The organism is Streptomyces pallidus (ex Mingjun et al. 2026), from assembly GCF_051550185.1.
Lineage (GTDB): Bacteria > Actinomycetota > Actinomycetes > Streptomycetales > Streptomycetaceae > Streptomyces.
The window spans coordinates 2,669,570-2,694,119 of record NZ_CP196181.1 but is presented as its reverse complement, the minus strand read 5'-3'; the positions used below and the strand labels follow the sequence as shown (position 1 = coordinate 2,694,119).

The following is a 24,550-nucleotide window of genomic DNA, read 5'->3' as shown; positions in this document are numbered from 1 at the left end:
CGGAATCGGCGTGAATTTCCCACGCTTCCAGCTCGGGGGCCTCTCGCCGGAACCACATATGCACGTCTCTCTCCGCCGTACCTCTACCGGCGGACCACCGCCCCGGCACAGTCCACACACCTAGGACTGCTGACGGACAGCACAACCGGTCGCCGAGCCAGACAGGCCGACGTCCGCTCCAGGGAAGGACCCTTCGTGAGCGACACCACCGATCTGATGGGCGCTGCCGACACCTCTGTCGACGCCAGCGCTCCCGCCGCGGCCTCCGCGCCCAAGCGCCGCCGCTCCGGCACCGGCCTCGAGGGCATGGTCCTGGCCGAGCTGCAGCAGGTCGCGTCGGGCCTCGGTATCAGGGGCACCGCGCGCATGCGCAAGAGCCAGCTGATCGAGGTCATCAAGGAGGCGCAGGCGGGCGGCAGCACCGCCAAGGCCGCGGCCCCCGCCGCCGACGCCGCCGAGGCCAAGCCGAAGCGCCGCGCCACCAGCAAGGCCCGTACGGGCGAGGCCGCCGCCGAGGCGCCCGCGGAGAAGCCCGCCGCCGCGCCGGCGCAGATCGAGATCCCCGGCCAGCCGGCCGGGGGCACCTCCCGCACGAGCGAGGTCGAGGAGGCCCCGGCCGGCGAGCGTCGCCGTCGCCGCGCCACCGCCCCCTCCGGCAGCCCGGAGAACGCCGCCGCCGCCACCGTGACCGTCGAGGCCAAGGCCGAGACCGCCACGGTCGCCGCGCCCGCCGAGACCAAGGCCGAGGCCGCCACCGCCGTCTCCGCGCCCGCCCAGGAGGGCGAGGGCCGCAGCCGCCGCGACCGCCGCGAGCGCGGCGACCGCCAGCGCGACCGCCGCGAGCGCGGCACCAAGGCCGACGAGCAGGGCCAGGGCGCCCCGGGCCAGGGCCAGGGCGGCGGCCGGGGCGACCGCCAGCAGGGCGGCGGCCGCGGTCAGGGCCAGCAGGGCGGTCAGCAGGGCCGCCAGGACGCCGGGCCGCAGGACGACTTCGACGACGAGGGCGGCCGTCGCGGCCGTCGCGGCCGCTACCGCGACCGCCGCGGCCGTCGCGGCCGCGACGAGTTCGCGCCGGGCGAGCCGCAGGTCGCCGACGACGACGTCCTGATCCCCGTCGCGGGCATCCTCGACATCCTCGACAACTACGCGTTCATCCGGACCTCGGGCTACCTGCCCGGCCCCAACGACGTGTACGTCTCGCTCGCCCAGGTCCGCAAGGCCGGCCTGCGCAAGGGCGACCACGTCACCGGTGCCGTGCGCCAGCCCAAGGACGGCGAGCGCCGCGAGAAGTTCAACGCGCTGGTGCGCCTGGACTCCGTCAACGGCATGGCTCCCGAATCCGGTCGCGGCCGCCCCGAGTTCCAGAAGCTGACCCCGCTCTACCCGCAGGACCGGCTCCGCCTGGAGACCGACCCGGGCGTGCTGACGACGCGCATCATCGACCTGGTGTCGCCGATCGGCAAGGGCCAGCGCGGTCTGATCGTGGCCCCGCCGAAGACCGGCAAGACCATGATCATGCAGGCGATCGCCAACGCGATCACCACCAACAACCCCGAGTGCCACCTGATGGTCGTCCTGGTCGACGAGCGTCCGGAAGAGGTCACCGACATGCAGCGGTCGGTCAAGGGCGAGGTCATCTCCTCGACCTTCGACCGCCCGGCCGAGGACCACACCACCGTCGCCGAGCTGGCCATCGAGCGCGCCAAGCGCCTCGTCGAGCTGGGCCACGACGTGGTCGTCCTGCTGGACTCCATCACCCGTCTGGGCCGCGCGTACAACCTCGCGGCGCCCGCCTCCGGCCGCATCCTGTCCGGTGGTGTCGACTCGACCGCGCTGTACCCGCCGAAGCGCTTCTTCGGCGCCGCGCGCAACATCGAGGACGGCGGCTCGCTGACCATCCTGGCCACCGCGCTCGTCGACACCGGCTCGCGCATGGACGAGGTGATCTTCGAGGAGTTCAAGGGCACCGGCAACATGGAGCTCAAGCTCGACCGGAAGCTCGCCGACAAGCGCATCTTCCCGGCCGTCGACGTCGACCCGTCGGGCACCCGCAAGGAGGAGATCCTCCTCAACAGCGAGGAGCTCTCCATCGTCTGGAAGCTGCGCCGGGTGCTGCACGCGCTCGACTCGCAGCAGGCCATCGAGCTGCTGCTCGACAAGATGAAGCAGACGAAGTCGAACGCCGAGTTCCTGATGCAGATCGCCAAGACGACCCCGTCGGGCAAGAACGACGACTGACCTCCGTCGAGGCAACTCCACCGGGACCGCCCCCACCGCAGCCGCGGCGGGGGCGGTCCCGCGTCGTCCGCCCCTACGGGGCTGCGGGGCCGGTACGGGCACACCCGGGTACGGCCGTGCGCGTACGGGCGTCCAGCGCGGCCCCTGTGGCCCCGGAAGCCCCTTCCGACGCTGCCGTCACGCCCGTCCCAGGGCGGCCGGTGCGAGCTTCGCCACACCGGCCGCCCGCGCGCGCCCGCTGCGGCCGGACCGTGGAACCCGCGGGGGCGTTCGCCCGTCTGTGTCAGGGGCAGGCGGGGGTAGCCCGGAGCCGGACGGACGGCGGGGCCCGCACCCAGGACTGAGGAGAGCATGAGCGAGGAGAGCAGGGGCGAGGGGCGGCGCGCCGCCGCGGACCGGCGCCGACAGAAACCGGCCAGGCGCAAGGCCCTGGCCGTGGTCGCCTGGAGCGCGGCCGGTGTGGTTCTCCTCGGCGGCGCGGGACTGGGCTGGTTCTACTTCAAGATCAGCGGCAATCTGAAGACCGTCGACATCGACCAGGCGCTCGGCGCGGACCGCCCCCAGAACGTGGACAACGGTTCGATGGACATCCTCGTCCTCGGCTCCGACTCCCGGGCCGGCGCCAACGGCGAGTACGGCCGCGACGACGGCGGCTCGGCCCGCTCCGACACCGCGATGATCGTCCACCTGTACGAGGGTCACAAGAAGGCCACCGTCGTGTCGATCCCGCGCGACACCATGGTCAACCGCCCCTCGTGCGCCACGAGCGACGGCAAGACCGACCGCGGCAGCTCGCGCTCGCAGTTCAACGAGTCGTTCACCATCGGCGGGGCGGCCTGCGCGGTGAAGACCGTCGAGAAGATGTCGGGGATCCGCATGGACCACTACATCGAGGTCGACTTCACGGGCTTCAAGAAGATCATCGACAACCTCGGCGGCGTCGAGGTGACCACCACCAAGCCGATCAAGGACGACGGCAGCCACCTCAACCTCCCGGCCGGCACCAACCGTCTGAACGGCGAGCAGGCCCTCGGCCTGGTCCGCACGCGCAAGAGCGTCGGCGACGGCAGCGACCTCGGCCGAATACAGCTCCAGCAGGCCTTCATCAAGGCCCTGATCAAGCAGGTCAAGGGCATCGGCATCTTCGACAACCCCAAGCGGCTGCTCGACCTCGCCGACACCGGCACCAAGGCGCTCACCACCGACAAGTCGCTCGGCGACGTGAAGTCCCTCATGGGCTTCGCCCAGAGCCTGCAGGGCATCGACTCCCACAACATGCAGATGATCACCCTGCCGGTGACCACGGACCGGTACGACCCGAACCGCGTCGCGCCGCTCACCAAGGAGTCCAAGATGGTCTGGGACGCCCTGCTGGCCGAGCAGCCGGTCCCGGCCGAGGCCACCGCGAACTCCGCCGGCGACAAGAGCCCGGCCGGGGACATCGTCCGCTAGTGCCGTGGCCGGCGGATCCGCCGGCGGAATAGATGCCGGGCCCTCCTGGTTGAGGAGGGCGTTCCCGAAATTTTGTCAGGCAGCCCGGTCCTGGCAGACTGGTCTGTCGGCCCCGGTTCACGCACGCGGCAATTCGGCCCCTGCGACCCGGTGCCCTCCCGAATCTAGGAGACACCTTGAAGCGCGATGTTCACCCCGAGTACGTCGAGACCCAGGTCAGCTGCACCTGCGGCGCGTCGTTCACCACCCGTAGCACCCTGACCGAGGGCACCATCCGTGCCGAGGTCTGCTCCGAGTGCCACCCGTTCTACACGGGCAAGCAGAAGATCCTCGACACCGGTGGCCGTGTCGCCCGCTTCGAGGCCCGCTTCGGCAAGGCTGCCGGCTCGAAGTAGCGAGCCCACGGCGCCGGACCCCGGCCGCACCCCGCTCACGCGGGCGCGGCCGGGCCGGCGCCTTTGTCGTCCCGCAGCCCTTTTTTCGTACTTTTCACCCCAGGAGCCCCCGATGTTCGAGGCGGTCGAGGAACTGGTCGGCGAGCACGCCGACCTCGAGAAGAAGCTCGCCGACCCTTCGGTCTTCTCCGATCAGGCCAACGCGCGCAAGCTGAACAAGCGCTACGCGGAGCTGACCCCGATCATCGCCACCTACCGGGCGTGGAAGCAGTCGGCGGACGACATCGAGACGGCGAAGGAGTTCGCCGCCGACGACCCCGACTTCGCGGCCGAGGTCAAGGAGCTGACCGTGCACCGGGAGGAGCTCACGGAGAAGCTCCGCCTGCTGCTCGTCCCGCGCGACCCCAGCGACGACAAGGACGTGCTCCTGGAGATCAAGGCGGGCGCGGGCGGCGACGAGTCCGCCCTGTTCGCCGGCGACCTGCTGCGCATGTACCTGCGCTACGCCGAGCGCGTGGGCTGGAAGACCGAGATCATCGACTCCACCGAGTCCGAACTCGGCGGCTACAAGGACGTCCAGGTCTCCGTCCGTACCAAGGGCGGCAACGGTGCCACCGAGCCCGGCCAGGGCGTCTGGGCCCGTCTGAAGTACGAGGGCGGCGTGCACCGCGTCCAGCGCGTGCCGGCCACCGAGTCCCAGGGCCGCATCCACACCTCCGCCGCCGGCGTGCTCGTCACCCCGGAGGCCGAGGAGGTCGAGGTCGAGATCAACGCGAACGACCTCCGCATCGACGTGTACCGTTCCTCCGGTCCCGGTGGCCAGTCCGTCAACACCACGGACTCCGCCGTCCGCATCACGCACCTGCCCACCGGCGTGGTCGCGTCCTGCCAGAACGAGAAGAGCCAGCTCCAGAACAAGGAGCAGGCCATGCGCATCCTGCGCTCCCGCCTGCTGGCCGCCGCCCAGGAAGCGGCCGAGCAGGAGGCGGCCGACGCCCGCCGCAGCCAGGTCCGCACCGTCGACCGGTCCGAGAAGATCCGCACGTACAACTTCCCGGAGAACCGGATCTCGGACCACCGGACCGGCTTCAAGGCGTACAACCTGGACCAGGTGCTCGACGGCGACCTCGACCCGGTCATCCAGTCCTGCGTCGACACCGACTCGGCCGCCAAGCTCGCGGCCGCGAACCCGAACTGACCCCCCTCCCCCCCGTACGACAGCAAGCCCGGAGGACCAGCGTGAACTTGCTGCTTGCCGAGGTGGCCCAGGCCACCCAGCGGCTGGCCGCCGCAGGCGTGCCCTCACCGCGCTTCGACGCCGAGGAGCTCGCGGCCTTCGTCCACGGCGTCAAACGGGGGGAACTGCACCACGTCAAGGACGCGGACTTCGACGCCCGCTACTGGGAGGCCGTCGCCCGCCGCGAGGCGCGCGAGCCGCTCCAGCACATCACCGGGCGCGCCTTCTTCCGTTACCTGGAGCTCCAGGTCGGACCCGGGGTGTTCGTGCCCCGGCCCGAGACCGAGTCGGTCGTGGACTGGGCCATACAGGCCGTCCGGGCGATGGACGTCGTCGAGCCGCTGATCGTGGACCTGTGCACCGGGTCCGGGGCCATCGCCCTCGCCATGGCCCAGGAGGTGCCGCGCTCGCGCGTGCACGCCGTGGAGCTGTCCGAGGACGCCCTGGGCTGGGCCCGCAAGAACGCCGAGGGCTCACGGGTCACCGTGCACCACGGCGACGCCCTGGAGGCCCTGCCCGAGCTGGACGGCCAGGTCGACCTGGTGATCTCCAACCCGCCGTACATCCCGCTCACCGAGTGGGAGTACGTCGCCCCCGAGGCCCGCGACCACGACCCGGAGATGGCGCTCTTCTCCGGCGAGGACGGCCTCGACACCATCCGCGGCATCGAGCGGACCGCCCACCGGCTGCTGCGGCCCGGCGGCATCGTCGTCATCGAGCACGCCGACACCCAGGGCGGCCAGGTCCCGTGGATCTTCGCCGAGGAGCGGGGCTGGGCCGACGCGGCCGACCACCCCGACCTCAACAACCGCCCGCGCTTCGCGACCGCCCGCAAGGCGCTGCCGTGAGCGCCCCCCTTCCCGCCACCCACCTGCTGCACGAGGAGGCCCGCTGATGGCCCGGCGATACGACTGCAACGACGCGACGGACCGTGCGACGGGCCTGCGGGAAGCCGCATCCGCCGTGCGCCGCGGCGAGCTGGTCGTGCTGCCCACCGACACCCTGTACGGGATCGGTGCGGACGCCTTCAGCGCGGAGGCCGTCGGCGACCTGCTCGCCGCCAAGGGCCGGGGCCGCAACATGCCCACCCCGGTGCTCATCGGCTCCCCGAACACCCTGCACGGCCTGGTCACGGACTTCTCCGAGCAGGCGTGGGAACTCGTCGACGCCTTCTGGCCGGGCGCGCTGACCCTCGTCGCCAAGCACCAGCCGTCACTGGCCTGGGACCTGGGCGAGACCCGGGGCACGGTGGCCGTGCGCATGCCGCTGCACCCCGTCGCGATCGAGCTGCTGACCGAGGTCGGCCCGATGGCCGTGTCCTCCGCCAACCTGACCGGCCACCCGGCGCCCGAGGACTGCGACGCGGCGCGCGCGATGCTCGGCGACTCCGTGTCGGTGTACCTGGACGGCGGGCCCACCCCCGGCATCCAGCCGTCCTCGATCGTCGACGTCACCGGGAAGGTCCCCGTCCTGCTGCGCGAGGGCGCGCTGACCGCCGAGCAGCTGCGGGAGGTCGTACCCGACCTCGAGGTGGCCCCGTGAGCCCTCGGGGGCGTGGCATAGCCGACGGCGGGGGCACCTTCCGCATCCTCCACGTCAGCACCGGCAACGTGTGCCGCTCGCCCATCACCGAGCGGCTGACCCGGCATGCGCTGGCGCACCGCCTGGGCGACGTCCCGGCGAGCAGCCTGATCGTGGAGAGCGCCGGCACGTGGGGCCACGAGGGCGCCCCCATGGAGGCGAACGCGGCGGCCGTGCTCGCCGACTTCGGTGCGGACGCCACCGGCTTCACCGGGCGCGAGCTCCTCGACGAGCACGTCATACGCGCCGACCTGGTACTGACCGCCACCCGGGACCACCGGGCGCAGGTCATCTCCATGGGGCACTCGGCCGGGCTGCGGACGTTCACGCTGAAGGAGTTCACCCGCCTGGTACGGGCGATAGACCCGGCGACGCTGCCGCCGCTGGACGACGGCGTCGTCGAGCGCGCGCGGGCGCTGGTCCGCGCCGCGGCGGCGCTCCGCGGCTGGCTGCTGGCCCCCTCGCAGGACGCGGACGAGGTGCACGACCCGTACGGGGCGCCCATCACGTTCTTCCGCTCGATCGGCGACGAGATCAACCAGGCCCTCGACCCCGTCGTCACGGCCCTGACGGGCGTCACGCCCTCGCGCTGATCCCGCCGGGGTCCCACGGCTCTGCGCCGATCACGGTCCTCGCGGGGCAGGCGGGGGGCCTCCGGGCCCCTTGACGGCTCCTGGGCCCCCCGGGCCGTCCCGCAGGGCGCGACGGCCCCCGCGGGCCTACAGTGGCGGTACCCGGTACCGCCACTGGAGTCGCGCCATGAGCGTCATCACCCCGCCCCCGGACCTGTTGCGGCAGCAGGACCCGCAGATGGCCGACGTGCTCGCAGGGGAGGCGCAGCGGCAGGCCACCACGCTGCAGCTGATCGCCGCCGAGAACTTCACCTCGCCCGCCGTCCTCGCGGCCCTCGCCTCGCCGCTGGCCAACAAGTACGCCGAGGGCTACCCGGGCAACCGCTACCACGGCGGCTGCGAGTACGCCGACCTCGCCGAGCGGACCGCCGCGGAGCGGGCCCGGGCCCTGTTCGGGGTCGAACACGCCAACGTCCAGCCGCACTCGGGATCCGCCGCCGTCCTGGCCGCGTACGCCGCACTGCTGCGGCCGGGGGACACCGTGCTGGCGATGGGCCTCGCGTACGGCGGGCACCTCACGCACGGCTCCCCGGCGAACTTCTCCGGCCGCTGGTTCGACTTCGTCGGCTACGGCGTCGACGCCGAGACCGGCCTGGTCGACTACCACCAGGTCCAGCAGTTGGCGCGCACGCACCGGCCGAAGGCCGTCGTGTGCGGTTCGATCTCCTACCCGCGCCACCTGGAGTACTCGGTCTTCCGGGAGATCGCCGACGAGGTGGGGGCCTACCTCATCGCGGACGCCGCCCACCCGATCGGGCTCGTCGCCGGCGGGGCGGCGCCCAGCCCCGTCCCGTACGCCGACATCGTGTGCGCCACCACCCACAAGGTGCTGCGCGGTCCCCGCGGCGGGATGCTCCTGTGCGGTGCGGAGTTCGCCGAGCGGATCGACCGGGCGGTGTTCCCGTTCACCCAGGGCGGCGCACAGATGCACACCATCGCCGCCAAGGCCGTCGCGTTCGGCGAGGCGGCCCGGCCCGCGTTCACCACGTACGCCCACCGGGTGGTGGCCAACGCCCGCGTGCTCGCCGAGGCGCTGACCGCGCACGGGTTCGCCGTGACGACCGGGGGCACGGACACGCACCTGATCACCGCCGACCCGGCGCCCCTCGGCATCGACGGCCCCACCGCCCGCGGCCGGCTCGCCGCGGCGGGGATCGTCCTGGACACCTGCGCCCTGCCGTACGGGGACCAGCGCGGGATCCGCCTGGGCACGGCGGCCGTGACCACCCAGGGCATGCGGGAGCCGGAGATGGCGCGGATCGCGGCGCTGTTCACCGCCGCACTGCAGGGGGAGGCGGCGACAACCCGCACGGAAGTGGCCGATCTGGCCCGGTCCTTTCCCCCTTACGGTGGGTAATCGGGGCAAGCGGGGCGTAGTGCAACCGCCGCCGGGGTTCCTCGCGTCCTCGCCGACGGGGACATCGCAGCTAATGTGTGGGGCTGAGATGGCCGGCGATACATCTGGGGCAGCCCGTGCGTGAATATCTGCTGACGCTTTGCGTCACGGTGGCGGTGACCTACCTGCTCACCGGGCCCGTACGGAGGTTCGCGATCGCGGCCGGCGCGATGCCGGAGATCCGCGCCCGCGACGTGCACCGCGAGCCCACTCCGCGGCTCGGCGGCATCGCCATGTTCGGCGGGCTGTGCGCGGGCCTGCTCGTCGCCGACCACCTGCGCAACCTCAACGGCGTCTTCGAGCTGTCGAACGAGCCGCGGGCCCTGCTCTCCGGAGCCGCCCTGATCTGGCTGATCGGCGTGCTCGACGACAAGTTCGAGATCGACGCCCTGATCAAGCTCGGCGCGCAGATGATCGCCGCCGGCGTGATGGTCATGCAGGGCCTGACCATGCTGTGGATCCCCGTCCCGTGGATCGGGACGGTCGCGCTCACCCAGTGGCAGGGCAACCTGCTCACGGTGGCCCTGGTGGTCATCACCATCAACGCGGTGAACTTCGTCGACGGCCTCGACGGCCTGGCAGCGGGCATGGTGTGCATCGCCTCCGCGGCGTTCTTCCTCTACGCCTACCGGATCTGGTTCGGGTACGGGATCGAGGCGGCGGCGCCCGCGACCCTCTTCTCCGCGATCCTGATGGGCATGTGCCTGGGCTTCCTGCCGCACAACATGCACCCCGCCCGGATCTTCATGGGCGACTCCGGATCGATGCTCATCGGCCTGGTCCTCGCCGCCGGCGCGATCTCGATCACCGGGCAGGTCGACCCGGACACGATGGCCCTGTTCGCCGGCGGTGAGCGCAACGCGACGCACGCGATGCTCCCGGTCTTCATCCCGCTGCTGCTGCCGCTGACGATCATCGCGATCCCGATGGCCGACCTGATCCTGGCCATCGTGCGGCGCACCTGGAAGGGCCAGTCGCCGTTCGCGGCGGACCGCGGGCACCTGCACCACCGGCTGCTGGAGCTCGGCCACTCGCACAGCCGCGCCGTGCTGATCATGTACTTCTGGTCCGGCCTGATCGCGTTCGGTGCGGTGGCCTATTCGGTGCACTCGGCCTCGATGTGGATCGTGCTCGTCATCGTGGCCCTGAGCGCCGTCGGCCTGGTCCTGCTGCTCCTGCCGCGCTTCAGGCCGCGTGCCCCGCGCTGGGCCGAGTTCCTGGTCCCGCCGCGCTACCGGCACGCGGAGCGGGCCGCCGAGGCCGCAGCGCTGGACGCCTCGGGCCGCGAGCCCGAACCCGCCCGGCGGATCGCCGTCGGTGTCTCGGGCGTCAACGGAGCGACTGCCGTGGGCCCCCGTTCGCGCTTCCCCGACCGGCGTAAGGCCGAAACGACGCGCTGACGCCGGCGGGGCATGTCGGACATGGGGTGCCATTAGCACACAAGCCGAGGGGTTGTCGCGCACACACGGGCGGGTTCACACTCATGTGTGACAGTCGGCACACCCCCCAGGTAAAGCTCTCATCAAATAGTTTGTGATACCGTTCACTAAACCCGGCGACACAGCCGAAGGACCGTAGTGCGACGGCCCTTTGGCTCGAGGTTCTCTCTCGGACCGGGCCTACGCTCTTCCCGTACGAGTCCCGTACGAGTCCGTGCCCCACCACCACCGCGGAGCCAAAGCGCCATGCTGTCTGATGACGCCCGATCTCTCCTGCACGCCGCAGTACCCACTGCTGTCGCCGGCGCTGTCGCCGTGACCGTCAGTGCCGTGCTCGCAGGCGGCAAGGGTGCCCTCGGCGCAGCCATCGCCACGGTGGTCGTGATGCTCTTCATGGGCATCGGCTTCGTCGTCCTGCAACGCACGGCGAAATCGCTGCCGCAGCTGTTCCAGGCGATGGGGCTCATGCTCTACACGACACAGATCCTTCTGCTGTTCGTCTTTGTCGCCGTGTTCAAGAACACCACGTTGTTCAACCCGAAGGCCTTCGCCATCACGCTGGTCGCGACCACCCTGGTGTGGATCGCGGCGCAGACGCGTGCTCACATGAAGGCCAAGATCCTCTACGTCGAACCGGACTCGGTGAAGGGCGACAAGCCCGAAAACTCGGGGCCGAAGTCGTGAGGGGTAGGGCCGGGATAAAGGCGCGTTCGAGATCCTGCTATCGTCCGGTGCCAACTGCGGCACTGCGGGCGCGGGCATCCGAGCTGACGCCTGTTCCATCGCGAGGCTCGATGCCTGAACGCCGCCCCATCATCTGTAACACCAGTCCAGTGCCGAACCGCGGCCGTCTGCCGCGCCGACACAACGAGGTTGCCGTACCTATGCGCCACGCTGAAGGAGTCCGCGGTGAGTGACCCGACGCAGGTGCTCGCTTTCGAGACCGACTGTCACATCTTCGACGGATGTGGCTTCCCGGGTCCGGGCCTGCACTCGTTCCTCTTCGAGCCGCTGTGGGGCGACGCCGAGAGCAACCTGTACTTCAACAAGCCGATGCTCCTGGCGCTGCTGGGCTCGATCATCGTCGTCGGCTTCTTCTGGGCTGCGTTCCGCAAGCCGCAGGTCGTTCCGGGCAAGCTCCAGATGGTCGCCGAGGCCGGGTACGACTTCGTCCGCCGCGGCATCGTCTACGAGACGCTCGGTAAGAAGGAGGGCGAGAAGTACGTCCCCTTCATGGTCGCGACGTTCTTCTTCGTCTGGATGATGAACCTCTGGTCGATCATTCCGATCGCCCAGTTCCCGGTGACCTCGATCATCGCCTACCCGGCCGTCCTGGCCCTGGTCATCTACGTCATGTGGATGTCCGTGACCTTCAAGCGCCACGGCTTCGTCGGCGGCCTGAAGAACGTCACCGGCTACGACAAGTCCCTCGGTGGCATCCTGCCGCTGGTCATGGTCATCGAGTTCTTCTCGAACGTCCTGGTCCGCCCCTTCACCCACGCGGTCCGACTGTTCGCGAACATGTTCGCCGGCCACACCCTGCTGCTGCTCTTCACGATCGCCAGCTGGTACCTGCTGAACGGCATCGGCATCGCCTACGCGGGCGTGTCCTTCGTGATGGTCATCGTGATGACCGCCTTCGAGCTCTTCATCCAGGCTGTCCAGGCGTACGTCTTCGTCCTCCTGGCCTGCAGCTTCATCCAGGGCGCGCTCGCCGAGCACCACTGAGCACGGTCCGCCCGCTCACACTCCCCCTGTCGTCCGATGGCCAACCCCCATCGGATCCGTGAAAGAGAAGGAATAACGGCATGTCCAACGTGCTCGCTGCCACCGAGATCACCGGCTCCCTCAGCTCCATCGGTTACGGTCTCGCGGCCATCGGCCCGGGCGTCGGCGTCGGCATCATCTTCGGTAACGGCACCCAGGCGCTTGCCCGTCAGCCCGAGGCTGCCGGTCTGATCCGTGCCAACCAGATCCTCGGCTTCGCCTTCTGTGAGGCGCTCGCCCTCATCGGTCTGGTCATGCCGTTCGTCTACTAAGACGAACTCCACGACGTAGACCGATCCGACGAAAGGCACTGATGTGAACCTCCTGGTTCTCGCAGCCGAGCGGGAAAACCCGCTCATCCCGCCGATCCCTGAGCTGGTCATCGGCCTGATCGCCTTCGTCATCGTCTTCGGCTTCCTCGCGAAGAAGCTCCTCCCGAACATCAACAAGGTTCTGGACGAGCGCCGCGAGGCCATCGAGGGCGGTATGGAGAAGGCCGAGGCGGCTCAGACCGAGGCTCAGAGCGTGCTGGAGCAGTACAAGGCCCAGCTCGCCGAGGCCCGGCACGAGGCCGCTCGCCTGCGCCAGGACGCGCTGGAGCAGGGCACTGCGCTCAAGGAAGAACTGCGCGCAGAGGGCCAGCGGCAGCGTGAGGAGATCATCGCTGCCGGCCACGCCCAGATCGAGGCCGACCGCAAGGCCGCCTCGCAGGCGCTGCGCCAGGACGTGGGCAAGCTCGCCACCGACCTGGCCGGCAAGCTCGTCGGTGAGTCCCTCGAGGACCACGCCCGGCAGAGCCGCACCATCGACCGGTTCCTCGACGAGCTCGAGGCGAAGGCCGAGGCCGCCCGATGAACGGAGCGAGCCGCGAGGCGCTGCACGCCTCCCGCGAGCGTCTCGACGCGCTGACGGACACGACGTCCGTCGACGCGGCGAAGCTCGCCGGTGAGCTGGCCGCCGTCACCGCGCTGCTCGACCGCGAGGTCTCGCTGCGTCGGGTCCTCACGGACCCGGCGCAGCCGGGTGAGGCCAAGGCCGAGCTGGCCGCGCGGCTGCTGCGCGGGCAGGTGGGCGGGGAGACCCTCGACCTGCTGTCCGGCATGGTGCGCTCCCGCTGGTCGCAGTCCCGCGACCTGGTGGACGCGCTGGAGGAGCTGGCGGCCACCGCCGACCTCACCGCTGCGCAGAAGGCCGGCGCGCTCGACGACGTCGAGGACGAGGTGTTCCGCTTCGGCCGGATCCTCGCCTCGAGCACCGAGCTGCGCGCGGCCCTGACCGACCGCAAGGCGACCGCCTCCGCCAAGAGCGAGCTGCTGCGCAGCCTGCTCGGCGGCAAGGCGAACGCCGCCACCGAGCGCCTGGTGACGCGACTGGTCACCCACCCGCGTGGACGTAGCCTGGAAGCGGGACTCGAGTCCCTTTCCAAGCTCGCCGCCGAGCGCCGCAACCGCATGGTCGCCACCGTGACCACCGCGGTTCCGCTCAGCGACGTGCAGAAGCAGCGTCTCGGCGCGGTGCTGGCCAAGCTGTACGGCCGCGAGATGCACCTGAACCTCGACGTGGACCCCGCGGTCCTCGGCGGGATCGTGGTGCAGGTCGGCGACGAGGTCATCGACGGCTCGACCATGAGCCGGCTGACCGAGGCCGCCCGCCGCATGGCCGGCTGACAGCCGCAGCAGTCACCAAAAGAAACACAGCATTCCTAGCGGCCCGGTTGGGCCGTGCAGAACTTGCAGAAGATTCCTGGGGGTCGCCCCCAGACCCCTAAGAAACTTCGGGCCCAACAAGGAGAGCAGGGAACCCAGATGGCGGAGCTCACGATCCGGCCGGAGGAGATCCGGGACGCACTGGAGACCTTCGTCCAGTCGTACCAGCCGGACGCGGCCTCGCGCGAGGAGGTCGGCACGGTCAGCGTTGCCGGTGACGGCATCGCGAAGGTGGAGGGTCTGCCCTCCACCATGGCGAACGAGCTGCTGAAGTTCGAGGACGGCACCCTCGGCCTCGCCCTCAACCTCGAGGAGCGCGAGATCGGTGCCATCGTCCTCGGCGAGTTCAGCGGTATCGAGGAGGGCCAGCCGGTGCAGCGCACCGGTGAGGTGCTCTCCGTCGGCGTCGGCGAGGGCTACCTCGGCCGCGTTGTCGACCCGCTCGGCAACCCGATCGACGGCCTCGGCGAGATCGCGACCGAGGGCCGCCGCGCCCTCGAGCTGCAGGCCCCGGGCGTCATGGCGCGCAAGTCCGTGCACGAGCCCATGGAGACGGGCTACAAGGCCGTCGACGCCATGACGCCGGTCGGCCGCGGCCAGCGTCAGCTGATCATCGGCGACCGCCAGACGGGCAAGACCGCCCTGGCCGTCGACACGATCATCAACCAGCGCGACAACTGGCGCTCGGGCGACGTCAACAAGCAGGTCCGCTGCATCTACGTCGCCATCGGCCAGAAGGGCTCCACCATCGCTTCCGTGCGCGCCGCGCTGGAAGAGGCGGGTGCCCTGGAGTACACGACCATCGTCGCCGCCCCGGCGTCGGACCCGGCCGGCTTCAAGTACCTGGCGCCGTACACCGGTTCCGCCATCGGTCAGCACTGGATGTACCAGGGCAAGCACGTCCTGATCGTCTTCGACGACCTGTCGAAGCAGGCCGACGCCTACCGCGCCGTGTCCCTGCTGCTGCGCCGCCCGCCGGGCCGTGAGGCCTACCCGGGTGACGTCTTCTACCTGCACTCCCGCCTGCTGGAGCGCTGCGCCAAGCTCTCCGACGAGATGGGTGCCGGTTCGATGACCGGTCTGCCGATCGTCGAGACCAAGGCCAACGACGTCTCGGCGTTCATCCCGACCAACGTCATCTCCATCACCGACGGCCAGTGCTTCCTGGAGTCCGACCTGTTCAACGCCGGCCAGCGTCCGGCCCTGAACGTCGGTATCTCGGTCTCCCGTGTCGGTGGCTCCGCCCAGCACAAGGCCATGAAGCAGATCTCCGGCCGCCTGCGCGTGGACCTCGCCCAGTACCGCGAGCTGGAGGCGTTCGCCGCCTTCGGTTCCGACCTGGACGCCGCGTCGAAGTCCGCGCTGGAGCGCGGCAAGCGCATGGTCGAGCTGCTGAAGCAGGGCCAGTACCAGCCGATGCCGGTGCAGGAGCAGGTCGTCTCCATCTGGGCCGGCACCACCGGCAAGATGGACGACGTCCCGGTCGAGGACATCCGTCGCTTCGAGTCCGAGCTGCTGGAGCACCTGCGCCACAACCGCAAGGAGCTCCTCACCTCGATCCGCGAGGGCGGCAAGATGTCGGACGACACCCTGCAGTCCGTCGCCGACGCGATCGCCGACTTCAAGAAGCAGTTCGAGACCTCGGACGGCAAGCTTCTGGGCGAAGACGCGCCGGTGGCCAAGTAACGACGGAAGGGACCTGACTCATGGGAGCCCAGCTCCGGGTCTACAAGCGTCGCATCCGATCCGTTACCGCGACCAAGAAGATCACCAAGGCGATGGAGATGATCGCCGCCTCGCGCATCGTCAAGGCGCAGCGCCAGGTGGCGGCCTCCATGCCGTACGCGACCGAGCTCACCCGTGCGGTGACCGCGGTGGCGACGGGGTCCAACACCAAGCACCCGCTCACCACCGGGGCCGAGGCCCCGGTGCGTGCGGCCGTGCTGCTGCTCACGAGCGACCGTGGTCTGGCCGGCGGCTACTCGTCCAACGCCATCAAGGCGGCGGACCGGCTGACGGAGCGGCTGCGCAGCGAGGGCAAGGAGGTCGACCACTACATCGTCGGCCGCAAGGGTCTCGCCTACTTCAGCTTCCGTGAGCGCAAGGTCACGGACAGCTGGACCGGCTTCACCGACAGCCCGAGCTACGCGAACGCGAAGGCCGTGGCCGCACCGCTCATCGAGGCCATCTCCCAGGAGACGGCCGAGGGCGGCGTGGACGAGCTGCACATCGTCTACACGGAGTTCGTGTCGATGATGACGCAGAACCCGGTGGACGACCGGATGCTGCCGCTCAGCCTTGAGAAGGCGCAGGAGGAGACGGCGGGCAAGGGCGAGGTCCTGCCCCTGTTCGACTTCGAGCCGTCGGCGGAGGACGTCCTCGACGCCCTGCTGCCGCGCTACGTCGAGAGCCGCGTGTACAACGCGCTGCTGCAGGCCGCTGCTTCCGAGCACGCCGCCCGCCGCCGTGCGATGAAGTCGGCGACCGACAACGCCGGTGAGCTCATCAAGAGCCTCTCCCGGCTTGCCAACGCGGCCCGCCAGGCCGAAATCACCCAGGAAATCAGCGAGATCGTCGGTGGCTCCGCAGCCCTGGCCGACGCGAACGCGGGGAGTGACAAGTAAGTGACGACGTCTACCGATAACGCAGTGGCCGCTGCCACCGGCCGCATCGCGCGGGTCATCGGCCCGGTCGTCGACGTGGAGTTCCCCGTCGACGCCATGCCGGAGATCTACAACGCGCTGACCGTCCAGGTTGCCGACCCGGCCGAGGAGGGCGCGCTCAAGACGCTGACCCTCGAGGTCGCGCAGCACCTCGGTGACGGCGTGGTCCGCGCCATCTCCATGCAGCCCACCGACGGTCTGGTCCGCCAGGCCGTGGTGACCGACACGGGCAGGGGCATCACCGTCCCGGTCGGTGACTTCACCAAGGGCAAGGTGTTCAACACCCTCGGCGAGGTGCTGAACGAGCCCGAGGCCAACGGCACCGAGTCCGAGCGTTGGGCGATCCACCGCACGGCCCCGAAGTTCGAGGACCTCGAGTCGAAGACCGAGATGTTCGAGACGGGCCTCAAGGTCGTCGACCTCCTCACCCCGTACGTCAAGGGTGGAAAGATCGGTCTGTTCGGTGGTGCCGGTGTCGGCAAGACCGTTCTGATCCAGGAAATGATCATGCGTGTGGCGAAGCTGCACGAGGGTGTTTCCGTCTTCGCCGGCGTGGGTGAGCGCACCCGTGAGGGCAACGACCTCATCGCCGAGATGGAGGAGTCCGGCGTTCTGGACAAGACCGCGCTGGTCTTCGGCCAGATGGACGAGCCCCCGGGCACCCGTCTGCGCGTCGCCCTGGCCGGTCTGACCATGGCGGAGTACTTCCGCGATGTGCAGAAGCAGGACGTGCTGTTCTTCATCGACAACATCTTCCGCTTCACGCAGGCCGGTTCCGAGGTCTCGACCCTGCTCGGCCGCATGCCCTCCGCGGTGGGTTACCAGCCGAACCTGGCCGACGAGATGGGTCTCCTCCAGGAGCGCATCACCTCGACCCGTGGTCACTCGATCACCTCGATGCAGGCGATCTACGTCCCCGCCGACGACCTCACCGACCCGGCGCCGGCGACCACCTTCGCCCACCTCGACGCGACGACGGTTCTGTCCCGTCCGATCTCCGAGAAGGGCATCTACCCGGCCGTGGACCCGCTGGACTCCTCGTCCCGCATCCTCGACCCGCGGTACATCGCGAAGGACCACTACGAGGCCGCGACCCGCGTCAAGGGGATCCTGCAGAAGTACAAGGACCTCCAGGACATCATCGCGATCCTCGGTATCGACGAGCTGGGCGAGGAGGACAAGCTCGTTGTCCACCGTGCCCGTCGTGTCGAGCGCTTCCTGTCCCAGAACACCCACGCGGCGAAGCAGTTCACCGGTGTGGACGGTTCGGACGTTCCGCTCGACGAGTCGATCGCCGCGTTCAACGCGATCTGCGACGGTGAGTTCGACCACTTCCCGGAGCAGGCGTTCTTCATGTGCGGTGGCCTCGAGGACCTGAAGGCCAACGCCAAGGAGCTGGGCGTCTCCTGATCCGGCGCGCTCTGCGGAGCGCCCGTCGGTTCGCAGTTCCCTCCCGGCCACCGCCGGGAGGGAGCCAGGAGAGGGGCGGGTGTGTCCCGTCCCTCTCCCCACGCCCATTAGAATTTGACCCAACACCCGGCTGACCCGCCGGGTGGTGACCCGAGGAGCCACCTTGGCTGCTGAGCTGCACGTCGAGCTGGTCGCGGCGGACCGTAGTGTCTGGTCCGGTGAGGCCACCCTGGTCGTCGCCCGCACCACGTCCGGCGACATCGGCGTCATGCCCGGTCACCAGCCGCTTCTCGGTGTGCTGGAATCGGGCCCGGTGACCATCCGTACCAGCGAGGGCGGCACTGTCGTCGCCGCGGTGCACGGCGGATTCATCTCGTTCGCGGACAACAAGCTGTCCATGCTGGCCGAGATCGCCGAGCTCGCGGACGAGATCGACGTCCAGCGTGCGGAGCGGGCACTGGAGCGCGCGAAGTCGGAGGCCGATGCGGCCGCCGAGCGTCGCGCGGATGTCCGGCTGCGCGCGGTCGCGGGGCGCTGAGCCCCGTACCGAACAGGTTTGAGACCTCAGCCGCGGTCCGTTCCGGAATTTTCCGGCACGGGTCGCGGCTGAGGCGATGTACGTCCCTTTTTCACGTGCTGCATGTCGATGAGCGAGGAGGTCGGTGAAGATGCTCCTCGCTCTGCTTGTGAGCGGCCTGGTCGTAGCCCTGGTGGTGATCGGCCTGTTCGTGTTCGGGCTGCGCCGCAGACTGATCCAGCGCTCCGGCGGCACCTTCGACTGTTCCCTGCGTTGGGGAGTGGCCGACAAGCCGGACCTGTCCGGCAAGGGCTGGGTGTACGGGGTCGCCCGGTACAGCGGTGACCGCATCGACTGGTTCCGTGTCTTCTCGTACTCGCCGCGGCCGCGCCGGCTGCTGGAGCGGGATTCCATCGAGGTGGTCTCGCGCCGCGCCCCCGAGGGCGAGGAGGAGCTGGCCCTGCTGTCCGACGCCGTCGTGCTCGGCTGTACCCATCGGGGTACCCGCCTGGAGCTGGCGATGAGCGAGGACGCGCTGACCGGTTTCCTCGCCTGGCTGGAGGCGGCGCCTCCGGGACAACGGGTGAATGTCGCGTAGGAATTCCTTGCCCGTTGGCTGGGGGTCCCCCCGGACGGAGTCTGGGGGAGGGTGAATGTCGCGTAGGAATTCCTTGCCCGTTGGCTGGGGGTCCCCCCGGACGGAGTCTGGGGGAGGGTGAATGTCGCGTAGGAATTCCTTGCCCGTCGCATGGCGGAAGCCGGGGAGACGGGGGGCGGACCCTGTCTCCCCGGCTTCGTCGTGTGCCGGGTCAGTGCGTGGGGGTCACTGAAGACCGGCGTGGACGGCGGCGGCGAGTTCACCGTTCGCGGTGTCGCCGCTGAACTCCCAGTAGAAGGCGCCCCTGAGCCCCTGCTGCCTGGCCCAGGCCGTCTTTCCGGCGATGGTGGCGGGGGTGTCGTAGCTCCACCAGTTGCTGCCGCACTTGGCGTAGGCCGTGCCGGCGATCGTGCCGGTGGTGGGGCAGCTGCTCTTCAGTACCTTGTAGTCCTCGATGCCCTGCTCGTACGTGCCCTGCGCCGGGCCGGTGGCGGTGCCGCCGGGGGTCGCCTGGGTGACGCCGGTCCAGCCGCGGCCGTAGAAGCCGATGCCGAGGTTGAGCTTGCTGCCGGGGACGCCCTTGGCCTTGAGCTTGGCGATGGCGTCGGCGGAGTTGAAGCCGGCCTGCGGGATGCCGGCGTAGGAGGTGAGCGGGGAGTGCGGGGCGGTCGGGCCCTGGGCGGCCCAGGCGCCGAAGAAGTCGTACGTCATCACGTTGTAGAAGTCGGCGTACTGTGCGGCGCCCGCGTAGTCCGCCTTGTCGATCTTGCCGCCGTCCGAGGCGTCGGCGGTGATGGCCGCGGTGACGAGGTTGTTCGCGCCGAACTTCGCCTTCATGGCCTGCATCATGTTCCTGAAGGCGGCCGCGCCCGAGGTGTCGCAGCTCAGGCCGCAGGCGTTCGGGTACTCCCAGTCGAGGTCGATGCCGTCGAAGACGTCGGCCCAGCGCGGGTCCTCGACGAGGTCGTAGCAGGACTGGGCGAAGGCTGCCGGGTTGGCCGCGGCCTGGCCGAAGCCGCCGGACCAGGTCCAGCCGCCGAAGGACCACACGACCTTGATGTGCGGGTACTGGGCCTTGAGCTTGCGCAGCTGGTTGAAGTTGCCGCGCAGCGGCTGGTCCCAGGTGTCGGCCTTGCCGTCGACGCTCTGGTCGGCGGTGTAGGCCTTGTCGTAGTCCGCGTAGGCGTCGCCGATGGTGCACTTGCCGCCCTGGACGTTGCCGAAGGCGTAGTTGATGTGCGTGATCTTCGCGGCGGTGCCGGAGGTGACCAGGTTCTTCACGTGGTAGTTGCGCCCGTAGACGCCCCAGTTGGTGAAGTAGCCGAGCTTGACCTTGTCGCCCGGGTCGGGCGGTTCGGTGCCGCCGGGGGTGGTGACGGTCAGGGTGGCGGAGGAGGGCCCGGTCTGGCCGGCGGTGTCGCGGGCGGTCACGGAGTACGCGTACGTCGTGCCCTTGGTCAGGCCGGTGTCGGTGTACGAGGTCCCGGTGACCGTCGCGATCTTCGTGGCACCGCGGAAGAGGTCGTAGTCCTTGACGCCCTTGTCGTCGGTGGCCGCGGTCCAGGTCAGGCCCACCGAGGTCTCGGTCACCGTGCCGGCGGTGGGGGTGCCGGGGGCGGAGGGCGGGTTGTCGCCGGGCTCCGAGGACCCGCCGTCGCAGGATCCGCCGTTGACCCTGCAGCCGGCGGGGGCGCCTGAGCCGGTGCCGTTGAAGCCGAAGCTGATGCTGGCGCCCGGGGCGAGGGTGCCGTTCCAGCCGACGTTCTTGCCGGTCCAGTGGTTGCCGGAGTTGGTGACGGTGGCGTCCCAGGCTGAGGTCACCCGGGTACCGGCGGGGAAGTCCCACTCGACGGCCCAGGAGCTGATGGCCGTGGTCCCGGTGTTCTTGACCGTCCACTTGCCCTCGAAGCCGGATCCCCAGTCGGAGACCTTCGTGTACGTTGCCGTCGCGGATCCGGCGGCCTGGGCCGGGCCGGCCAGTGCCACCAGTCCGGCGACGGGCAGGGCGAGCGCGGCCACGGCCGCGGCGAGCCTTCTGAACAGACGGGTGCGGGGTGGGGGTGCTGTGCTCAAGGGTGCTCCTCCGTAGGTCCGTCGGGGCCGTGGGGTCGACCGCGACATGGGGGTGGGACCTGCGCCGCCCGTGAGCACGCCGCCGGGGCACGCTCACCACAGTAGCCGCGAGCGTAGAAAGGTCTGGACCAAGCGTCAAGAGGTCCAGACCTCACGGGACTCGGGGTCGGAGCGGCGTCTCACGGGCCCAACTCCTGCGCCAGTACGGCCGCCTGCACCCGGCTGCGCAGCCCCAACTTCCCCAGCAGCCTGCTCACGTGCGTCTTGACCGTCGCCTCCGCCATCTCCAGCCGCGCCGCGATCTCCGCGTTCGACAGCCCCTCGCCCAGGCAGTCGAGCACCTCCCGCTCCCGCCGCGTCAGCGACTCCACCGCCTCGGCCGTCTGCGGCGCCAGAGCGGGCCGCACCGCCCGCGGGGCCGCGAACTCGGCGATCAGCCGCCGGGTCACCGCCGGGGCGATCAGCCCCTCGCCACGCGCCACCGTGCGCACCCCCGCGATCAGCTCGGCGGCGTCCACGTTCTTCAGCAGGAAGCCCGCCGCACCCGCGCGCAGCGCCCCGAACACGTACTCGTCGAGGTCGAACGTGGTCAGCACCAGCACGTCCGCCAGGCCCTCGGCCACCACCCGGCCCGTCGCCGTCACCCCGTCGAGACGCGGCATCTGCACGTCCATGAGCACGAGGTCCGGCCGCAGCTCCCGGGCCAGGCGCACCGCCGCCTCGCCGTCCGCCGCCTCGCCCACGACCTCGATGTCCCCCGCGCTGCGCAGGATCAGCACCAGCCCGGCCCGCACCGCGCTCTGGTCCTCCGCCACCACGACCCGGATGGTCACGCCGTCACCGCCTTCTCCTCGGCGGGCAGCACCGCCCGCACCTGCCAGACCGGGCCCTGCCGGCCCGCCGTGAACTCCCCGCCCAGCAGTTCCGTCCGCTCCCGCATGCCGACCAGCCCCGCACCCGAGCCGGGGGCGCGGGGGCCCGGCTGCTCACCGTACGGGGACTCGACCTCCACGGTCAGGGCCGCGTCGGAACGGGCCACGCGCACCCGGACCGTGCCCGGCGCGGCGTGCTTGAGGGCGTTGGTCAGCGATTCCTGGACGATCCGGTACGCGGCCAGTTCCACCGGGGCCGGCAGCGGTTCGCCGTCCGGCTGCCGGGCGTCGTCCAGGGCGAACGCCAGGCCGCTCGCCCCGCCGTTGGCACGGGCCTGCTCCAGGAGGGCGTCGAGCCCGTCCAGCGAGGGGGTGGCGACCGCCTCCTGCTCGGCGCCCGCGGTCCGCAGCAGGCCGATCAGCCTGCGCATCTCGGCCAGCCCCTGCACGCTGTTCTCCCGGATCACCCCGAGGGCCTCGCGGCTGGTGGCCGGGGCGTCGATCGACAGCGCCGCGGTGGAGTGGATGGCGATCGCCGACAGGTGGTTGGCCACCATGTCGTGCAGCTCCCGGGCCATCCGGGCGCGCTCCGCGGCCACGGCCTGCGTGCGGTCCATTTCGGCCAGCAGCGCGGTCTGCTCGGCCCGCAGCCGGGCGGCGATCGCGGCCTCCCGGTGGTTGCGCAGCGTAACGCCCGTGAGGGCCGGGCCGAAGCCGACGATGCCCGTGAGCACCCCGATCAGCAGGGCCTGCGGGGCGGGCAGGAAGGCCAGGGAGACGAGCGTGACGACGACGGTGACCAGGCCGGTGCTGATCGGGAGCCGCCGGGCCGTGGACGGTTTCCCGTACACGACGGCCGCGTACATCAGGTCCGTGAAGAGGACGACGGTGGCCAGGTTGCCGACCGTGAACTGGTCGGCGACGGTCGCCGCGACGCCGACGGGCAGGGTGACGGCGTGGACGCTGCGCCGCAGCAGCACCGTCGGCCCGATGACGAGCAGGGGCACGAGGGCCGCCCAGTCCGGGAAGAACTGCCGGCTGCCCGTGTTGCGGACGCCGAGCGACCACAGCAGCAGGCCGCCCAGTACGCCGACCACCGCGATGATCACGTCGTCGCGGTGGGGAGGCGGGATCCGGCGGCGTGCACCGGGGGGCGCGGCGGCGGTCGCGGGCGCGGTGTCGTTCACGGTCCCATCCAACACGGTGGGGCCGGGCCGGGCCTCGACGTCAGGGCGGACATCGGTGCCGGTCCCACTACACCGAAGGATGCAGTCACGTTTCGTCACCGGCGACGACGTATCGGCGCGGAACGGACGAGAGGCTGGATCCAGCCGTCAAGCAGTCGGCGCCGACGTCGCCGGACCACCGGCCGGAAGGGGAGAACCGTGCTCGTCACCCTGATCATCGCCTGCGAGGTGGGCTTCTGGCTGCTGCTGGCCGGCGGACTCGCGCTGCGCTACCTCGCGCGGATGCCCCGGCTGGGGGCGGCGGTGCTGCTCTGTGAGCCGCTGCTGGAACTGGTGCTGCTGGTCGCCACCACGCTGGACCTGAGGAACGGCGGCGAGCCGAGCTGGCGGCACGGCCTGGCCGCCGTCTACATCGGGTACACCGTCGGCTACGGCCACTACACCGTGAAGTGGCTCGACCGGCACGCGGCGTACCGCTTCGCCGGCGGGCCGAAGCCCGCCGGCGCCGGGTACGGCAAGGAGCGCGCCGTGCACGAGTGGAAGCTGTGGCTGCGGACGCTGGCCGGCGCCGCCGTCGCCGCGGCCCTGCTGCAGGGCGCGATCTGGTACGCGGGCGGCGCGGCGGACACGTCCGCGCTGGTGGCCTGTCAGTTCGCCGTGCTGCGGGCCGTCGGCATCCACGGGGTCGTGGCGGCCATGTACACGATCTGGCCCCGCAGGGCCCCGGCGCGGGCCGGGGCGCCGGACGCCCCGCTGGTGAAGGACGGGCGCTAGCCGCGCTCGCCGCCCGGCACCCACAGCACGTCCCCGACCTCCTTGTTGGCCGTACGGGCCAGGATGAACAGGAGGTCGGAGAGGCGGTTGAGGTAGGTGGCGGTCAGCGGGTTCATGATCTCGCCGTGCACCTCCAGCGCCGCCCAGGTGGAGCGCTCGGCGCGGCGTACCACGGTGCACGCCTGGTGCAGCAGCGCCGCCCCGGGGGTGCCGCCGGGCAGGATGAAGCTGCGCAGCTTCTCCAGCTCGGCGTTGAAGCGGTCGCAGTCCGCCTCCAGCTTGTCCACGTACGCCTGCTCGATGCGCAGCGGCGGGTACTCCGGGTCTGCCACGACCGGGGTGCACAGGTCCGCGCCGACGTCGAACAGGTCGTTCTGCACCCGGACGAGGACCTTCACGACGTCCTCGGGGAGGTCGCCGAGGGCGATCGCCGTGCCGAGGGCCGCGTTGGCCTCGTTCGCGTCGGCGTACGCGGAGATCCGCAGGTCCGTCTTGGCGGTCCTGCTCATGTCACCGAGGGCCGTCGTGCCCTTGTCGCCGGTGCGGGTGTAGATGCGCGTGAGGTTCACCATGCGGCCAGCGTAATGAGCGCCGCGGGCGGGCGGAAAGCGAA

Annotated in this window: 24 protein-coding genes; 20 read left to right on the top strand and 4 right to left on the bottom strand. The window is 70.6% G+C overall.

Annotation, left to right across the window (positions count from 1 at the left end; all coding sequences use genetic code 11):
- Positions 1 to 195 precede the first annotated feature (195 nt).
- From rho to ACSHWO_RS11350, 19 genes are all read left to right on the top strand, one after another.
- Positions 196 to 2,238, top strand: coding sequence for a transcription termination factor Rho (gene rho / locus ACSHWO_RS11440; protein WP_438311586.1), 2,043 nt, complete (start codon positions 196 to 198; stop codon positions 2,236 to 2,238).
- Positions 2,239 to 2,589: 351 nt separating this feature from the next.
- Positions 2,590 to 3,690, top strand: a complete 1,101-nt coding sequence (locus ACSHWO_RS11435; protein ID WP_361088908.1) for an LCP family protein — start codon at positions 2,590 to 2,592, stop codon at positions 3,688 to 3,690.
- A 176-nt stretch (positions 3,691 to 3,866) separates the two neighbouring features.
- Complete coding sequence (gene rpmE / locus ACSHWO_RS11430) at positions 3,867 to 4,085, top strand: 50S ribosomal protein L31 (protein ID WP_030153765.1); 219 nt, start codon at positions 3,867 to 3,869, stop codon at positions 4,083 to 4,085.
- A 112-nt stretch (positions 4,086 to 4,197) separates the two neighbouring features.
- The gene (prfA, locus tag ACSHWO_RS11425; RefSeq protein ID WP_361088905.1) at positions 4,198 to 5,283 is read left to right on the top strand and encodes a peptide chain release factor 1; all 1,086 of its coding nucleotides are present in this window, start codon (positions 4,198 to 4,200) and stop codon (positions 5,281 to 5,283) included.
- A gap of 41 nt (positions 5,284 to 5,324) precedes the next feature.
- Complete coding sequence (gene prmC, locus ACSHWO_RS11420; protein ID WP_361088903.1) at positions 5,325 to 6,170, top strand: peptide chain release factor N(5)-glutamine methyltransferase; 846 nt, start codon at positions 5,325 to 5,327, stop codon at positions 6,168 to 6,170.
- 46 nt (positions 6,171 to 6,216) lie between these two features.
- A complete protein-coding gene (locus tag ACSHWO_RS11415; RefSeq protein WP_360637101.1) occupies positions 6,217 to 6,864 on the top strand; it encodes an L-threonylcarbamoyladenylate synthase in 648 nt (215 codons plus the stop codon).
- Entirely contained in the window at positions 6,861 to 7,496 is a 636-nt protein-coding gene (locus ACSHWO_RS11410) for a protein-tyrosine-phosphatase (RefSeq protein WP_361088901.1), read from the top strand. The genes ACSHWO_RS11415 and ACSHWO_RS11410 overlap by 4 nt, the downstream gene beginning before the upstream one ends.
- 166 nt (positions 7,497 to 7,662) lie before the next feature.
- Positions 7,663 to 8,892: a serine hydroxymethyltransferase gene (gene glyA / locus ACSHWO_RS11405; protein WP_438311580.1), complete on the top strand. Its 1,230-nt coding sequence runs from the start codon at positions 7,663 to 7,665 to the stop codon at positions 8,890 to 8,892.
- Between the two features lie 104 nt (positions 8,893 to 8,996).
- Positions 8,997 to 10,331: an MraY family glycosyltransferase gene (locus ACSHWO_RS11400; RefSeq protein WP_361089310.1), complete on the top strand. Its 1,335-nt coding sequence runs from the start codon at positions 8,997 to 8,999 to the stop codon at positions 10,329 to 10,331.
- Between the two features lie 285 nt (positions 10,332 to 10,616).
- Positions 10,617 to 11,054, top strand: a complete 438-nt coding sequence (locus ACSHWO_RS11395; RefSeq protein WP_361088897.1) for a hypothetical protein — start codon at positions 10,617 to 10,619, stop codon at positions 11,052 to 11,054.
- Positions 11,055 to 11,264: 210 nt separating this feature from the next.
- Positions 11,265 to 12,098 carry a F0F1 ATP synthase subunit A gene (atpB, locus tag ACSHWO_RS11390; RefSeq protein ID WP_361089308.1) on the top strand — a complete coding sequence of 278 codons (834 nt, stop codon included), beginning with the start codon at positions 11,265 to 11,267 and terminating at the stop codon, positions 12,096 to 12,098.
- Positions 12,099 to 12,178: 80 nt separating this feature from the next.
- Complete coding sequence (gene atpE / locus ACSHWO_RS11385) at positions 12,179 to 12,409, top strand: ATP synthase F0 subunit C (protein WP_125645699.1); 231 nt, start codon at positions 12,179 to 12,181, stop codon at positions 12,407 to 12,409.
- A gap of 43 nt (positions 12,410 to 12,452) precedes the next feature.
- Positions 12,453 to 12,992 carry a F0F1 ATP synthase subunit B gene (locus ACSHWO_RS11380; RefSeq protein ID WP_361088895.1) on the top strand — a complete coding sequence of 180 codons (540 nt, stop codon included), beginning with the start codon at positions 12,453 to 12,455 and terminating at the stop codon, positions 12,990 to 12,992.
- Entirely contained in the window at positions 12,989 to 13,804 is an 816-nt protein-coding gene (locus ACSHWO_RS11375; RefSeq protein ID WP_438311577.1) for a F0F1 ATP synthase subunit delta, read from the top strand. The genes ACSHWO_RS11380 and ACSHWO_RS11375 overlap by 4 nt, the downstream gene beginning before the upstream one ends.
- 138 nt (positions 13,805 to 13,942) lie before the next feature.
- On the top strand, positions 13,943 to 15,529 hold the full coding sequence (gene atpA, locus ACSHWO_RS11370) for a F0F1 ATP synthase subunit alpha (RefSeq protein ID WP_361088891.1): 1,587 nt from the start codon (positions 13,943 to 13,945) through the stop codon (positions 15,527 to 15,529).
- Between the two features lie 20 nt (positions 15,530 to 15,549).
- Positions 15,550 to 16,467 (top strand): F0F1 ATP synthase subunit gamma, encoded by a 918-nt coding sequence (locus tag ACSHWO_RS11365; RefSeq protein WP_361088889.1) that lies wholly within the window; start codon positions 15,550 to 15,552, stop codon positions 16,465 to 16,467.
- On the top strand, positions 16,468 to 17,916 hold the full coding sequence (gene atpD, locus ACSHWO_RS11360) for a F0F1 ATP synthase subunit beta (protein ID WP_385830588.1): 1,449 nt from the start codon (positions 16,468 to 16,470) through the stop codon (positions 17,914 to 17,916).
- A gap of 163 nt (positions 17,917 to 18,079) precedes the next feature.
- Positions 18,080 to 18,454: a F0F1 ATP synthase subunit epsilon gene (locus tag ACSHWO_RS11355; protein WP_361088885.1), complete on the top strand. Its 375-nt coding sequence runs from the start codon at positions 18,080 to 18,082 to the stop codon at positions 18,452 to 18,454.
- A gap of 130 nt (positions 18,455 to 18,584) precedes the next feature.
- Entirely contained in the window at positions 18,585 to 19,031 is a 447-nt protein-coding gene (locus tag ACSHWO_RS11350; RefSeq protein WP_361088883.1) for a DUF2550 domain-containing protein, read from the top strand.
- Between the two features lie 225 nt (positions 19,032 to 19,256).
- Here the strand turns inward: ACSHWO_RS11350 and ACSHWO_RS11345 are convergent, their stop codons facing one another.
- The 3 genes from ACSHWO_RS11345 to ACSHWO_RS11335 form a co-directional block, all read right to left on the bottom strand.
- Positions 19,257 to 21,104 carry a glycosyl hydrolase family 18 protein gene (locus ACSHWO_RS11345; protein WP_438311572.1) on the bottom strand — a complete coding sequence of 616 codons (1,848 nt, stop codon included), beginning with the start codon at positions 21,102 to 21,104 and terminating at the stop codon, positions 19,257 to 19,259.
- A gap of 179 nt (positions 21,105 to 21,283) precedes the next feature.
- Entirely contained in the window at positions 21,284 to 21,937 is a 654-nt protein-coding gene (locus ACSHWO_RS11340; protein WP_385830576.1) for a response regulator, read from the bottom strand.
- Positions 21,934 to 23,109 carry a sensor histidine kinase gene (locus tag ACSHWO_RS11335; protein ID WP_438319049.1) on the bottom strand — a complete coding sequence of 392 codons (1,176 nt, stop codon included), beginning with the start codon at positions 23,107 to 23,109 and terminating at the stop codon, positions 21,934 to 21,936. Before ACSHWO_RS11335 ends, ACSHWO_RS11340 begins: the two co-directional genes overlap by 4 nt.
- A 252-nt stretch (positions 23,110 to 23,361) precedes the next feature.
- Between ACSHWO_RS11335 and ACSHWO_RS11330 the strand changes: the two genes are divergently transcribed.
- Positions 23,362 to 23,937 carry a hypothetical protein gene (locus tag ACSHWO_RS11330; protein WP_438311570.1) on the top strand — a complete coding sequence of 192 codons (576 nt, stop codon included), beginning with the start codon at positions 23,362 to 23,364 and terminating at the stop codon, positions 23,935 to 23,937.
- Here ACSHWO_RS11330 and ACSHWO_RS11325 read toward each other — a convergent pair.
- Complete coding sequence (locus ACSHWO_RS11325; RefSeq protein ID WP_361088875.1) at positions 23,934 to 24,509, bottom strand: cob(I)yrinic acid a,c-diamide adenosyltransferase; 576 nt, start codon at positions 24,507 to 24,509, stop codon at positions 23,934 to 23,936. The two genes, ACSHWO_RS11330 and ACSHWO_RS11325, sit on opposite strands and share 4 nt — an antisense overlap.
- Positions 24,510 to 24,550: the final 41 nt, after the last annotated feature.